Raw genomic sequence first — 12,862 nt, 5'->3', positions numbered from 1 at the left:
CCGCCATCGTAGAGGTCGTGCGGTTACTGGAAGCGAACCGCGATGTCCGAATGACCCAGACGGATCCGGTCGCCGTCGGCCAGCTCCCAGCTGCTGACGGTGAGGCCGTTGACGGTGGTGCCGTTGGTCGAGTTCAGGTCCTGCAGCATGGCGGTCTGGCCGTCCCAGCGGATCTCGACGTGACGGCGGGAGACGCCGGTGTCGGGGAGCCGGAACTGGGCGTCCTGGCCGCGGCCGATCACGTTCGAGCCCTGGCGCAGCGCGTAGGTGCGGTTGCTGCCGTCCTCGAGCACCAGGGTGATGGTCGACGGCGGGGCGGCCGGCGCACCGCCGGGAGCGGCGCCGTAGTTCGGCTGGCCGTAGCCCTGGTCGTAGCCGGGCTGCTGTGCGTAGCCCTGGTCGTAACCCGGCTGCTGGCCGTAGCCCTGGTCGTAGCCGGGCTGGGCGGGCTGTGCGTAGCCCTGGTCGTAGCCGGGCTGCTGTGCGTAGCCCTGGTCGTAGCCGGGCTGCTGTGCGTAGCCCTGGTCGTAACCCGGCTGCTGGCCGTAGCCCTGGTCGTAGCCGGGCTGGGCGGGCTGTGCGTAACCCTGGTCGTACCCGGGCTGCTGGCCGTAGCCGGGCTGACCCTGCTGGGCGTACTGGTCGTACCCGGGCTGCTGTGCGTAGCCCTGGTCGTAACCCTGCTGGTTGGGGTCGTAGATCGGCTGGCCGTACTGGTCGTAGCCCTGCTGCCCGTAGCCCTGGGGGTACTGGCCGCCCTGGTCGTTGCCGGGGGGATTGGTCATGTCGGTGGCTCCTCGGTTGGGGCTTTCGGTTTGTGGGGCGTTCGCAGGACCCGGACCGGGTGGCCGGGCGTCCACCGGACGCGGCGTTGCGTCCGGATTCACCACGCCGTGAGTCCGGAACTGACCGGTGTGCAGAGACGGTGCCTGGTCGAACTCTACGACGACAGGTCCATAAGTCTGCCATCCATTGTCCCGGATGAAGTCGGACAAGTGGCGGGAAAAGATCTTCCGATTGAGTTCGTACTCGGTACTGACCTGGGTCAGATCGGACGGGCTGAGCTGCACCACATAGCTGTTCGCGACCAGGGTGGCGCCGTCGCCGAGGTCCTCGGCCGACATCTCCGCTTCCCGCTGGAGACCGTTCTCGATCTCCTGGGGGGCCACTTCGCCGCCGAAGACCCGTGCGAAGCCTCCGTCGACGGCGGACTCGAGCTTGCGCTCGATCTTGTCGAGTAGACCCACGGATCCTCCTTTCGGCTCGCTCAGGCGTGTCGGCGTGCGCGCGACGTCGATCGATGTTACCGGCTGCAGGGGGTTTCCCGCCGCCCGCAGACCTCAATGGCACCGTACGTCACTTCTGTCCCAAAGGCGAGACCTCGGACGATGGTTCATCCGTGCAGGCCACAGGGTCGCCGGCGAATCGATTTTTGCTCGGCACGGATGCCCGTGTAATCTCGGTCAAGTCCGCAAAGGACGTCACGGGCGAGTGGCGGAATGGCAGACGCGCTGGCTTCAGGTGCCAGTGTCCTTCGGGACGTGGGGGTTCAAGTCCCCCTTCGCCCACACAGAGCGGTTTACCGCTTTGAGAGACCCCAGTTTGGGGGCTGAGTGTTCAGCCTCTGAACTGGGGTCTTTCAGTATCTAGGTAGGAAGTCGGCGCCTGAGGGGCGCGGGACGTGTAGTTGACTTCTCCCGGATTAGGAAGCGGGAGGCTTCAGCAGCCCGCTTTGTAGCGGTTGTCTCCGGTTACGTCCACACGCGGCCAGAAATCTTTGGACGGATGCGGATCGGTGGCCATACCTTCTGTGATCCTGGCGCTCTGGACGATCGGTGCTGGTGTCCGGCGAGGTATCTAGACTGAGTCGGTTGGGTTCACTTGGAGGGGGGTTCTGTGTCGCGAGACCCGTGGTTGCACACGCACAAGGAGTGGCAGATAACCCTCGATATGGCGCGAGAGCGCGGTTGGACGGCAACCGTCGGTAGCAATCACAGTGTCACGTACGTCGAGTGTCCCGCCAAGAACCCGCAGTGCAGGGTCAAAGCGTTCTCGACCGGTAGGGGGGCCGAGAATGCCGCCCGGAACAGCCGTAACAAGATCCGCAACTGTATCCACGCCGAGACGGGTCTTCTTGAAACCGCCACGCTACGGATGGACTCCGCAGAGACATTTCTTACGGCGACCTCAGCCGAACTGACCTTGCGTTCGGTGGGCCGCCGTGCCGAGGAACTTCTCGAAATGCTCGACCAAGTCGATTCAGCGCTGGATGAGGCGGCTTCTGCGGTTGAGCGATTGGGCGAAGAGTTCACTGAGACCGCAGAGCGGGAGCAGCAGGCACGGGATGCGCGTGATCGCGCGATCGAGGCTGTTGGCGGTGGTACTCCGCAAGAGTGGATCGTGCAGGCGGGGTCCGATCTGCGGCGAGCAGAGCAGGACATTAAGGGCGTTCCGAAGAAACAGCCGAGCAGCGGTGCGGCACGCAAGCGCCTGGATAGCCTGAAGAATCAATGCGCTGAACTGCGCAAACAGATTTCAACGGAGACGTCCAACACAGATCGGTGACGTGCCTGCGCGCCTGGCGATATTATCAGTTGGCACATGCCAACTGGTGGTGGCTATAGTTGCGGCGGAGAGGGGTGAGTTTGGATGAACGTGGAAGTGGGCCTGCGGGTTTCTGGCGTCGACTGGGATGATCCCGAAGTTGAGCAGGTCATGGTGGAGAAGTTCTCCGATACGTACCTGGCCGGTGTTGACCCGGCTGTCCTCAACATCAGCGTGGAGGACTCGGCTGCAGTCGCCGAGACGGTTCAGATCGCGCGGAAACTGCTTTGCGCGCTACCCGGGCTGAAGATCGACGGCGTCGACCGCGATCTCGTGAACGTCTCTGACATCGCTCACCGTGTGGGCATGACCCGCGAGGGCGCGCGAAAGTGGACTCAGTCCGACACGTTTCCGACGGCGTTCTCGTACCTAGGGTCGTCCTCGATGTCGGTATGGACTTGGACTGAAGTTGTTCTTTGGTTGCGCACCGAACGAAGCCTGGAACTCGATGACCAACTGCCGACAATCGAGGTCTTGACTCAGATCGAGAACTGCCTCATGGGCAACCCCGACAACACTTCGGTGCAGTGGAATGCGTTGCCGCCCATGGGCTACTACCAAGCAGTCAAGGCTGTTCGCACGGTGGAGTTTTCGGGCGCTGGCCGTGTCCAGAGGTCCACCTCGTACGCGAGTGGTCTTGTGGACATGGTCAGTTGACACTGAGATCCCGTCAGGAGAGTTCGCTTTGCCGAGTATTGAGATTCTGGAGTCGGAATCGCCAGACGTCTCGTCCGCTGACGTCTCTGCGATCGTCGACGCCACGGCGCCCAGTGGAATCCGTGTAGACCAAGTCAATGCAGGTCCAGTCCGATCGCTGCAAGGCGACGGCCTTGAGATTGACCTCGCGACCGGAGCACCAGCGTTTGCGGTGTTCACCGATGGCACGTTGGCTGTGCGCTTTGAGCACACGCTGCGGATCGCGAATAGACTCGGCGAGGAAGAGGACGGTGAGAAGACTGCTGGGTCTGAACCGACGACGATCACCGTCGTACACGTCTTCGACTTCGAATGCACACGCGACATCCAGGTAACGACGCCTCAGATCACAGCCTGGATTGAGACGAACGTCTACTTCTTGGCCTACCCGTACGTCCGCCAGTTTTTCACGACGATCACCGCCAGCATGGGATTGCCCGCTGTTGTTCTTGGCTACCTAAAGCGCAGTGAACGACCCATGGCCGAAGCCCTCACCGACCAAGACGTCAACAACGACAGCGAGTAGACGCAAGCCTCCGGGGCGTGGGTATGAGCGAGCAAACACACCAGCGATGAGCCCGCCGGGTACATCGAGGGCTTGGAGCAGTCGCCGCCTGAGTTTCAGGACTGACTTCCAGTTCGGAGATGGTGCTGAACCCCGAGTTCCGCGTCTGATTTCCGTCGGGTCGCGACGGGAAACGCACGTGACACCATGGCGACATGTTGCAAGGAGCCAAAGAAGTTATCGCCATCGGTCTCGCCGTCTTAGCGCTCAGTGGGTTTTGCGTGAGCGCACTAATCGTCTTGGTGGTTGGCGTCTATGCGGTGTGCCGCCCGGCCTTTCCTCGCCTCCACCAGGTCGGGTGGAGTGTGGCGGCCGTCGTTCTCAACACGTCCTGCATGTGCTTGGTGCTGCCGGTCGCCGGATCGCTAGCGAGCCCCTGATCGCCGCTCCGTTCCTCTTCCGGCAACTGGTCAGTCCCGAGCGAATGTGAGACTCCGGGGCCAACGGCCTACTGGGTCGACGACGGACTGCGGCGCATTGCCACTAACCGGTCGTTGGCGAGGTGTTCGGTCCGGGCGATCAGTTCGTGCGCGGAGACCCCGAGGGCGGCGCTGATCGCCCAGAGTCGGTCGAGGCTGACACTGTGCGTGCCGTTCTCGATCCGGGCGATCGTCGGGCGGGAGACCTCGGCGAAGTCGGCGAGCACGGTTTGACTGATCCCGGCGTCGGCACGGGCTCGACGCAGAACATCACCGAACGCGAGCCGGTGTGCGCGACGGCGGTCGATTTCTTCCTGCGAGGTGGGGAGTTCAGGAAGCGGCACCCGCCCAAGATCGGCCACCACCCCAGCCCGAATGAATCAAATGTGATACTATTATCTACTCCGGTGGCTTGGGGGAATCGCCCGATTCCACGGTTTCTGCCGGGTGCGATCACATGAGTCTTCAGGGGAGAGTTCGATGACCAATCCACGACCGCCGTTCCAGCAGGCCCCCCGGCCGCCGATTCAACACCCACACCAGCGCCCGCCCTACGGTCAGCAGGCACCCCTGCCGCAGGCACCGTCCCAGCAAGCGCCGTTCCAGCAGGCGCCCCACCCGGCATCGAGTGCGGGAGCGGAGAAGGCCAAGAAGATCACGATCATCGGTTCGATCATCACGCTGCTCGTGTTCATCGTCTTCGCAATCGTGGCGTGCGTGAGCGTCAGTGGATTCCTGACCGCGCTGTTCGTGGGTCTGCCGGTGGTTGTGGTCCTGGGCGCGGGCACCTTCATCCTGCAGAAGGCGGTCCAGAAATGAGCCTGCGTGAGACCCGGCAGATGGTCGGCACGGCCCGACAGATCGGCTTTTCCCGCCGCGAACTGCTGAAACTGGCGGCCGTGGCTGCCGGTGGCGCCGTCGTTGCGGCCTGCGGTGGCAGCAGCAGTGGCGGCCCGATCGACACGTTCGTCGTGGGCACCTGGCAGGTGCGCTATCAACTGCCCCGCACCACCAGTGCTCCGCCGCCGCCCGTCCAGGCCACGCTGACCGTCAACTCTGATGGAACCTTCACCAGCACCGGCGACGGCATCCTGCCCACCCAAGGCACCTGGACAATGGGCAAGGGCTTCATGCAGATCAGCGGCGACGGCAAGAACGCCATGGCCAGCAATCACCGACCAGGCGACCATCCAGTGGCAGTGGACTGACGCAGGCGGCTCGGTTCCGGTCACCTGGGACAGCGGTTCCAAGACCCTCACCTTCATCGGCAACAGTGCCGACGGAATCACCTTCCCCATCCAGGCCACCAAGCAGTAAGGGAAGCCATGAAGCGTCTACTCGTCACCGCCCTCGTCAGCCTGTCCGCTGCCGTCGGCCTCATCTCCACTGCCGCGCCTGCCGAGGCCGCCTACCGGCCCGCGCAGGTCGTGTCCCTGTACGGGGATGTCCTGCACTCAGGCGGCAGTTGCAGTGGTCCGGTCCGGATCGTCACCAAGACCGACCCCCGCAAGCGCGGCTGGGTCGAATCGGACTACATCCCGGGCCGGTTCAACCGCACCTGCTCACTGCGTATCTGGTCGAACTACGGCACCAAACTCCCCGGCACCAACTGGTCCCCGCGAATCAACGTCAGCCGCCGGGGTGGTGCTGTGGTGCGGCAGCGTCAGTTCATCGGCTCCGGTGTGCAGGGAATCCAGTACGGCACCGGCGGCCCACAGGTCGCCGTCGTGCACTACCTGATCATCCCCTGACAGACCCACGAGCCATGATGGCAGCCATGGACAGCAAACCCGGCGGTCAGAATCAGTGGATTCTCACTCCCGAGGAACGCCGGGACTGGCTGAAACGTCGCGCCGACTGGCGTCCGAATCTCCCGGAGGCTGAACGCCTCGAGATCGAGACGAAGTACGACGACGACGCGATCAAACTGGCGATCGCGTCGGGCTTCAACTGAGCCAGGTGGGCGTCGTAGTCAAGGTGATTCGAACAGGACTGGGTTTCGTGACTCCGTCACCTACGCGCGGCCGATACCACGCGCAATGCTCTCTATGGCCGCAACGAGACGCTTCTGTCGTCCCGTATCGCTGTCCGTCGACGGATACGATCCAGTCTGCAGACTGAGCACCTCAGTCGACAGTTCGTACGTGTCAACGTACTTCCGATTTCGATCGTCGATGTAGGTCACGACTACTGCGAAGGAATCGGGGACCGGTTCGTCCTTATCCCTCGCGTCTTGGTAGAGGTTGTCGAGCACCTGACCGGGTGCGAGCGTCGGAATCACGCGCGCGTAGCGGCGCTGAAGACTCCAGGTAGCGAACTGGTCGATGTTGTCATCTAACGAACCAGGCAACAGGGGCAGTGGGGGTTCAAAGGTGACTTTCACCTTCTTGGCGACGCTCTGACCGAGGTTCGCAACATGAAACTCGTAGTTCCTCGTCAGGATGGATGGCTGCAGAGTCGCGACCACGATGGGACGTGTGCGATCTTTGCTGTCCGCGCGTAGCGCGAAAAGTGTCCAGATCGCCACGAGTGCTGCAATCGCCGTAGCGATCGCGCCAACTGCCGTCCAGAAAGTCGAGTCCACTCAGCGAGTATGTCGCACCGAAGTCCATCGCTCGATCAGGCTTGTCCGCTCCGCGCGGCTGAGATCACCCACCACGAAGCGCTACGGATTAGCGTCAATCGCTCTCCCTGCACGGACCACACGGCGTCTACCAGCGCTGACGAGAACTTCTGCCAGTCCCACCCATGGTGCGAGTTGACTAGCCTCAGTGCTATGGCAGAGAACACCGAGGCGGCAACCATCCTTACAGCGTTCCGCGACATCCTAGAGTCCGATCTTCTCGACGCAGACAGCCCGTACAGGGAGCGCTCGGTTGCTCAAGTTGATGCCGCGATCCAGGCGCTTGTCAGATCCGGAGCAGCAGACCCGTCTCAGATTGACGCATACAACTCGGTCAAGGAGTACCGGAGCGATTTCGTACACGCTCTCGTCGGGTCTCAACAAGCGGCGTACCTCCAGAGTGCTGGCCGCATTGAAATCTGAAACTGCTGGTCGTATGAAGTCTGAGGAAGTGCGTTCCTCGGCACGATCGAGCGGCCAAACAAGCCTTGTCGGAAGCGCGTGCTACTCACTAACGCATGCCCCCGACTATGGAGTTACCCCGTCTCGCCGCCTTTCACCGGTCCATGCTCGTGAACCATGTCAAGCGAGCGCACTTTACGGTTCCCAGTAAGGGCCGCACCGTCGGAGTCGACTTCTATGCCGATTCTGCGCCGTTTGAACTCGTGTTTTCATACCAACTGGTGCCGCCCGTACTCATTCCGGTCCTCCCCGGCTACCGCGTACCGATACTGCTAGGCGAGCAGTACGGCCCGATGAGAGACGTCCTCGGGATTACGGCCGGTGGCAGTACGCCGTGGAGGCCGAGCGACTTCTTCACCACACTCAATAGCGCGATTCCGGCCGAGTATGTTCGCCGAACCCATGAGTGCAGGCCGGAGCATGCGGCGCGGTACCCCGGTCCTGAGATCGAAGACGCTGACAAGACGCTCTACTGGTACCACCGTGACTGGGTGCAGGAAGGTGTCGTCGGTGAGCGCCTGAAGTCGCTCCCGACGAGCAAGAACCTAGCGAAGACGCGGCGGCTCTTGGGCGCGGAGATTGCTGACTTCTGCCGACGGCGACACATCAGCATTTGCTGGACGGCAGATAGATCGGACGAGAAGGCACGGCATGTCGATGAGATTGAGAAGGCCGTAGGTTTCCGGGAGTAGATGTTGTGGAGCGCGATGGTCATCGAACTTGAGCGTTAGGCGCGCAGCACCTGATTGTGTGACCGCCGTGCGATTTCGAGCACCTCTTCAGGCTGTGATCCGGGTATACGGATCGCACCCGACCAGGGTTCGTCGTGGGTGTGCAGCCACGCGATTCCCGCCTCCGGAATGAGGAAGGCAACTGCGCGATATGTGGGCCATTGGCCAGGCAGGATGATCCTTTTGTGGCTAGTTGGGTCGCCACCAGGAGGGACAGTGATCCGGAGGGTTCTCCGGTCCGGGAGGAGTGCCGCATTGGTACGCCACGGGCCGACACCGCCTTGGTGTGCCTGAAAGCGGAAAGTGTAAGCGCTATCTCCGGCGACGGCCGCGATGAATCCGCCGACGGAGTCCACGATCCCGAGTGTGATCAAAGATAGAAGCGATCCTACGAAGCGGCGTTCTTCACCGGGCATACCGGTCAAATCCTGTTTGAAGAGGCGATTGAACTCACGAGTAGCGCGAGGGTCGCCGATCATGCCGAGGCCAGTCGTCGTGCGATCGTCAAGGGCGCCGTTCACGATCGTGACGATCACTGGGTCCGGACCGCGCTTGGCAATCAGGACGGACCTTGACGCTTTCCGATAGGCAGTGAATCTGACCATCTCGTTTAGGACGTCGTCAAGAGAGCGATTGCGGAGTTCGTATAGTCGCTGAACGGTTCGCTCAGGATCATCGCCAGCAACACCGGCAACGACGTCGTCACTGAGAATCACGACCTTCTGCAGTGGCTCCGACAGGTCTCTCAAGGTCTTGGTCGTGTCGTCGTAGTACGTCGCCTTCGTGTCGGCGCCGAGGACAACCCGCCCACTTGCTGGATCAACTACACGGGCAGCCACGAACGTCATGTCGGCCAGAATGACTGCCGACAGAAGTCTGGACACGGTGCGACACGCCCGAACTCCACGCGAATATTCGGCCCGGGTTCAGCGGGTGATTGTCGGTTCGACGGACCGTGAAGCCTGGGTGCGGTCAGGCGTATCCAGACCCAGCGGCCTCCTGAATCGGTGGCTCGTGTGTTCGGGCCGTATCGCTGACTGTGACTGGTGAGTGATCTCGCCGAGGAAGACGAGGGCGCGGTGGTACTTCCATCGGGCTATTCCCGTCCCAACGGATACCCGACTTTCGTAGGCCCCGAAACAACTCTTGGCTCGGAAGTGGAGCCCAGAGTTCGTTCGCTGCAGGGTTCATGGGGCAGGGAATCCATACCCAGCGAGCGGAATCGGCGACCAGCACACGCGGAGGGAAATCTGGTCGCTCTTCTGATGACAGTGCGCCGCGCGGAAGAGCCGAAGACGTGGCGGCCGAGAGACGTCAGGCCCGTGACGCCGATGGGCGTTTCGGGGGATCGGGCAGAGGGGCATTTCGCTGTCGGGCTCGAAAATCGGTGCCTGATTTGTGCTGAACTACCCGCGACCCCGACCCCCGTGAGCGGAGGGGCATTCGACGAAAGGCACATCGAAAGACGTAGCGAGCGATCTAGTCCCTGAAACGCCTCAACGGGCCGAGTGGCACCTCGAACCCGTTGTGGAGCGGCTTGAGCAGCCGCGTTCTTGATCTAAGAGCGATCACGAAACCTAGGAGGTTTCTTATGCCCATTTCACCCTGCCCATTTCCTGGTGTCAACTATCGCGATTTCGGTGTGTCGCCGGAGGTGAGCCACTGATGGCGCGCTTCACGAAAAGCCGGGTTGAGCAGGCTTCATCGGTGAGCACCAGTCCGGTGCTGACCGTGGTCGCCGCACCGTCAGGACCGATCAGCCACAGCCCACTTCCTCGACCGGCACCGAACATGGCCGAGCGTTACGACCGGCTGGCCGCTCTCACCATTCGGGTACCTGACGCGGCGGTGGGCAGGCTCGCTATCCGGGATGCCGCGAGGCTGCGCTGCATGCTGCCGGAGTTGGCGCACAAGACCGAGGTCAGCAGGACCCGGGCGGTGGCCCGATTCATCGCTCTGGAAGCGATCACGCACGGCGGCCAGGTCGCACCCAGGGCGGCCTTCAAACGTCAGGCGGTGGACCGCTATATCGGTCAAGTCGGCCTGTCTTCCGAGCGAGGACTGCGCGAGTTGCGGACGGTTCTCTACGAGACCGGGCGACTGCTGCACCCCAGGGAGTACCCGGCCGCGCGGGTTCTTCCGGCCCCGCGTTTCAAGCGTGAACCGGCAGCAACAGCGGAGCAGGTCCGCTACTGGCAGTCGCTGGTCGGTGGTGTGCCAACGGCTCTCGGGCAGCAACTGCAGACCCTCCTCGACCTCTGCCTGGGAGTCGGTGCGCGCCCCTCCGATCTCCGTCACCTGCGTGGGCGAGACATCCAACAGATTCCGGTACGCGGTACCGGTCAGGTCACTGCCGTCACCCTTCCGAATCTGTCCGGCGGCAGCAGGGTCATCCCAGTGTTCGACCCCGCCATCGCCCGTCGACTGAGGCTCCGCGCCGCCTACGTCGGCCCAGAGCACCTGCTGCTGACCGGCGGACTGGTCGGTGAGCGCAACTTGGCCAACAGGACCTCCGAACGGCTCAAGCGGCACGGATACGAGACGGTCTCCTGCTCGGCGCTACGCGGCCGATGGATTCTGACGCTGTCGGACTCCGTTCCGGCAGCACTTCTCATGCAACTTGCTGACCTCGTGGACATCAGAGTCCTGGCCGATCAGCGCGACCGGCTGCGTCGCTACGACCTGGCCGAGGCAGCAGTGCTCACCAGTGAGGTGCGGTACTGATGGCCCCCAAGATTCGCGAGACGTACCTCATCAGTGATGGCCCGTTCGCCGAAGCAGTTGAGGTCATCGACCGATCACAACCACACCTGCTGTTGGCGAAGTGGCGGCGGGACCAACCGGGGTCAGAGACCTTCGGCGGCGGCTACACGATCCGATCGGTGTTGATCCTGATGCTCGCCGACATCATCGCCACCAGTCGCGTGCCAACGATGGCCCACCTGATCCGGTCCTACGGTTCGCTCACGGACCGCCACCTGACTGACCTGGGCCTTCCGCCCGACCTTCCCGCCCGAATCAGCAAGCATCGAGCCCGCGAGTACCACCGCTTCTATGCAGGTCTGACCCGCGTCATCGAGACTCTCGATTCCGGTGCGCGCCTTCCTGCACGCAGGATGACCAATCGCGAGCACGAAGCGGTACTCGCGGACCTCACCTCCGAGGAACAGGCGGCGGCAGCAGCGGCGGCCGAACGATCCCGAATGATCGTGAACGTGATTCTCGCCGGGTCAATCAAGGACCGATGTCCCGACCGACTACGCGGCGATGTCGTCGCCGACGAAACGATCCTCGACCTGGCCAAAGGAGGCGAGATCGGTAGCAAGCCGGATCGCCTTCGCGCCGCCGCCTACTGCGGACGGTTCTATGTGCGCGACAAGCGCAACCAGGTCTCGGCACCAGGGAAGAAGGCGATCAGCAAGGCGGCATTCGGGATCGGTGTCACCGCACTCACGCGGGTCGGCCCGCCGAACGCCCTGCACTCGGTTCCGCCGCTGTTCGTTGGCCTCGACATTCACCCTCCTACCTCCGGGGATGTCGGTGCACTTCGCAACGCCCTGGACCATGCCACCGCGAATGGTCTGCTGCCCGCCCGCACCTCCGACCGCCCCCAGCGACCACTACTGACCGTGGATATGGGCTACTCGGTGAAGTCCGGGTGGCAGCGGCTCCTGCAGGATTACCGTCTGGACGGCGTCGCCCGGTACCCAGCAAGTTGGAAACTGGCATGGACCAGCCAACCCACCACCAAAGGCATACCGGCAGGACCTATCCAAGTCGCCGGAGCCTTCTACTGCCCGGCCGTCAAGAGCCTGATCCGCGAGAATAACCACGTCCCGGTGCTGAGCAAACTCTTGGCCGACGCAGCCTTCAAGACTCACGACGACTACCTGGTTCGGGTCCTGCCCCTGCTGATGGGCCGCAACTCCCGCCTGTATGAAGGCCGGAACCGGGCAGGCCGCCCCAGCCTCAGCGAGCAGACATCGACGGCCTACAAAATCGACCTTGTCTGTCCGGCGGCCCTGGGAAACGTCGCCTGCCCACTCAAACCAGAATCGCTGACGGCCTCACGCCCCGGCGCCCCACTGGTTGAACCGACCTGGAAAGCCAGCGACTACGCCTGCTGTGCCAACAGCAGCGTCACCGTCACACTCACCGACAACCAACTCCGCATGTGGCAAGGCGGGCCAGTCCCCGGCACCTGGAAGCACGCGATCCTCTACGAGGCCATGCGTGCGCTCACCGAGCAACGCTTCAGCCGAGTCAAGAGCACCGATGGTGCAGGCCTGGCTGACCTCAAGTCCGGAGCCCGTCGCGAACCCTTCATCGCCCTCACAATCGCAATGGCATTCGCAGCAGTGAACGTCGAAACACAGCGGCACTTCGATGCCCGGCGCGGCCGACCCAACGATCTGGACGTCAAACTCCGAACCCTCCGCGACGACATCGGCAGAGAACCTGCGCAACCCCCAGCACTGACCTAGCGGCCCTGATCCTGATGGGCGGCCCCGACGGACGGGTCCGCCCATCAGTGCTGCCCACGAGTCGAAGAAACTCTCTGGAAAATCCGAACCCTGAAGGGCAACCGGCGTAAGAGCCGCCCTACACGCGACGGTGGCCCCACGCGCTTCTAGCCAACTTGTGCCTGGGGAGCACCCCGCCATGGCGAACCTGGGCCTGCGGGCAACACCTCAGCACTCGACCCGCAAGGCGCCGAAACTCTCTGGAACTCGCGGATTAACTCTCTGGAACCGGATCGGCA

At 63.0% G+C, this 12,862-nt stretch carries 15 protein-coding genes and 1 tRNA gene; 12 read left to right on the top strand and 4 right to left on the bottom strand.

The genetic code is table 11. The features are described 5' to 3' along the window. Window positions 1-23: 23 nt before the first annotated feature. A complete protein-coding gene (locus QM774_RS11240; protein WP_414975955.1) occupies window positions 24-1,247 on the bottom strand; it encodes an FhaA domain-containing protein in 1,224 nt (407 codons plus the stop codon). A gap of 238 nt (window positions 1,248-1,485) precedes the next feature. Between QM774_RS11240 and QM774_RS11235 the strand changes: the two genes are divergently transcribed. From QM774_RS11235 to QM774_RS11220, 4 genes are all read left to right on the top strand, one after another. Continuing rightward, a tRNA-Leu gene (locus QM774_RS11235) sits at window positions 1,486-1,568 on the top strand. 346 nt (window positions 1,569-1,914) lie between these two features. Beyond that, window positions 1,915-2,565, top strand: a complete 651-nt coding sequence (locus QM774_RS11230; protein ID WP_414975954.1) for a hypothetical protein — start codon at window positions 1,915-1,917, stop codon at window positions 2,563-2,565. 84 nt (window positions 2,566-2,649) lie between these two features. Then, the gene (locus QM774_RS11225; RefSeq protein ID WP_414975953.1) at window positions 2,650-3,261 is read left to right on the top strand and encodes a hypothetical protein; all 612 of its coding nucleotides are present in this window, start codon (window positions 2,650-2,652) and stop codon (window positions 3,259-3,261) included. 28 nt (window positions 3,262-3,289) lie between these two features. Beyond that, window positions 3,290-3,826 (top strand): hypothetical protein, encoded by a 537-nt coding sequence (locus QM774_RS11220; RefSeq protein WP_414975952.1) that lies wholly within the window; start codon window positions 3,290-3,292, stop codon window positions 3,824-3,826. Window positions 3,827-4,313: 487 nt separating this feature from the next. Here QM774_RS11220 and QM774_RS11215 read toward each other — a convergent pair whose 3' ends face one another. Then, on the bottom strand, window positions 4,314-4,628 hold the full coding sequence (locus QM774_RS11215; RefSeq protein WP_414975951.1) for a helix-turn-helix domain-containing protein: 315 nt from the start codon (window positions 4,626-4,628) through the stop codon (window positions 4,314-4,316). Window positions 4,629-4,764: 136 nt separating this feature from the next. On the opposite strand from QM774_RS11215, the gene QM774_RS11210 reads away from it, so the two are divergent. The 4 genes from QM774_RS11210 to QM774_RS11195 all read left to right on the top strand — a co-directional run bounded on the left by QM774_RS11210 (window position 4,765) and on the right by QM774_RS11195 (window position 6,238). Next, window positions 4,765-5,103: a hypothetical protein gene (locus QM774_RS11210; protein WP_414975950.1), complete on the top strand. Its 339-nt coding sequence runs from the start codon at window positions 4,765-4,767 to the stop codon at window positions 5,101-5,103. After that, window positions 5,100-5,492 carry a hypothetical protein gene (locus tag QM774_RS11205; protein ID WP_414975949.1) on the top strand — a complete coding sequence of 131 codons (393 nt, stop codon included), beginning with the start codon at window positions 5,100-5,102 and terminating at the stop codon, window positions 5,490-5,492. Before QM774_RS11210 ends, QM774_RS11205 begins: the two co-directional genes overlap by 4 nt. 117 nt (window positions 5,493-5,609) lie before the next feature. Then, the gene (locus QM774_RS11200) at window positions 5,610-6,035 is read left to right on the top strand and encodes a hypothetical protein (RefSeq protein WP_414975948.1); all 426 of its coding nucleotides are present in this window, start codon (window positions 5,610-5,612) and stop codon (window positions 6,033-6,035) included. A 26-nt stretch (window positions 6,036-6,061) separates the two neighbouring features. Continuing rightward, complete coding sequence (locus tag QM774_RS11195; RefSeq protein WP_414975947.1) at window positions 6,062-6,238, top strand: hypothetical protein; 177 nt, start codon at window positions 6,062-6,064, stop codon at window positions 6,236-6,238. A 60-nt stretch (window positions 6,239-6,298) separates the two neighbouring features. Here the strand turns inward: QM774_RS11195 and QM774_RS11190 are convergent, their stop codons facing one another. Beyond that, window positions 6,299-6,868 (bottom strand): hypothetical protein, encoded by a 570-nt coding sequence (locus tag QM774_RS11190; RefSeq protein ID WP_414975946.1) that lies wholly within the window; start codon window positions 6,866-6,868, stop codon window positions 6,299-6,301. Window positions 6,869-7,060: 192 nt separating this feature from the next. Between QM774_RS11190 and QM774_RS11185 the strand changes: the two genes are divergently transcribed. Together QM774_RS11185 and QM774_RS11180 are read left to right on the top strand one after the other, a co-directional pair. Then, the gene (locus QM774_RS11185) at window positions 7,061-7,330 is read left to right on the top strand and encodes a hypothetical protein (RefSeq protein ID WP_414975945.1); all 270 of its coding nucleotides are present in this window, start codon (window positions 7,061-7,063) and stop codon (window positions 7,328-7,330) included. Window positions 7,331-7,479: 149 nt separating this feature from the next. Beyond that, window positions 7,480-8,061: a DUF6037 family protein gene (locus QM774_RS11180; protein ID WP_414975944.1), complete on the top strand. Its 582-nt coding sequence runs from the start codon at window positions 7,480-7,482 to the stop codon at window positions 8,059-8,061. Between the two features lie 35 nt (window positions 8,062-8,096). Here QM774_RS11180 and QM774_RS11175 read toward each other — a convergent pair whose 3' ends face one another. After that, window positions 8,097-8,948: a hypothetical protein gene (locus QM774_RS11175; protein ID WP_414975943.1), complete on the bottom strand. Its 852-nt coding sequence runs from the start codon at window positions 8,946-8,948 to the stop codon at window positions 8,097-8,099. A gap of 817 nt (window positions 8,949-9,765) precedes the next feature. Between QM774_RS11175 and QM774_RS11170 the strand changes: the two genes are divergently transcribed. Next, window positions 9,766-10,824 (top strand): hypothetical protein, encoded by a 1,059-nt coding sequence (locus QM774_RS11170; RefSeq protein ID WP_414975942.1) that lies wholly within the window; start codon window positions 9,766-9,768, stop codon window positions 10,822-10,824. Further along, window positions 10,824-12,584 (top strand): hypothetical protein, encoded by a 1,761-nt coding sequence (locus QM774_RS11165; RefSeq protein ID WP_414975941.1) that lies wholly within the window; start codon window positions 10,824-10,826, stop codon window positions 12,582-12,584. Before QM774_RS11170 ends, QM774_RS11165 begins: the two co-directional genes overlap by 1 nt. The last annotated feature ends 278 nt before the right edge of the window (window positions 12,585-12,862 follow it).

It is taken from the genome of Gordonia sp. (in: high G+C Gram-positive bacteria) (genome assembly GCF_047600565.1).
Lineage (GTDB): Bacteria > Actinomycetota > Actinomycetes > Mycobacteriales > Mycobacteriaceae > Gordonia.
Note: the sequence above shows the minus strand (reverse complement) of the source record. Positions and strands in the feature narration are given on the sequence as shown.

What these genes read in the sequence shown, in the direction of transcription:
- QM774_RS11225 (WP_414975953.1), top strand. Translation starts at nt 2,650, where the DNA reads ATGAACGTGGAAGTGGGCCTGCGGGTTTCTGGCGTCGACTGGGATGAT.
- QM774_RS11210 (WP_414975950.1), top strand. Translation starts at nt 4,765, where the DNA reads ATGACCAATCCACGACCGCCGTTCCAGCAGGCCCCCCGGCCGCCGATT.
- QM774_RS11205 (WP_414975949.1), top strand. Translation starts at nt 5,100, where the DNA reads ATGAGCCTGCGTGAGACCCGGCAGATGGTCGGCACGGCCCGACAGATC.
- QM774_RS11200 (WP_414975948.1), top strand. Translation starts at nt 5,610, where the DNA reads ATGAAGCGTCTACTCGTCACCGCCCTCGTCAGCCTGTCCGCTGCCGTC.
- QM774_RS11195 (WP_414975947.1), top strand. Translation starts at nt 6,062, where the DNA reads ATGGACAGCAAACCCGGCGGTCAGAATCAGTGGATTCTCACTCCCGAG.
- QM774_RS11185 (WP_414975945.1), top strand. Translation starts at nt 7,061, where the DNA reads ATGGCAGAGAACACCGAGGCGGCAACCATCCTTACAGCGTTCCGCGAC.
- QM774_RS11175 (WP_414975943.1), bottom strand. Translation starts at nt 8,948, where the DNA reads ATGACGTTCGTGGCTGCCCGTGTAGTTGATCCAGCAAGTGGGCGGGTT.
- QM774_RS11170 (WP_414975942.1), top strand. Translation starts at nt 9,766, where the DNA reads ATGGCGCGCTTCACGAAAAGCCGGGTTGAGCAGGCTTCATCGGTGAGC.
- QM774_RS11165 (WP_414975941.1), top strand. Translation starts at nt 10,824, where the DNA reads ATGGCCCCCAAGATTCGCGAGACGTACCTCATCAGTGATGGCCCGTTC.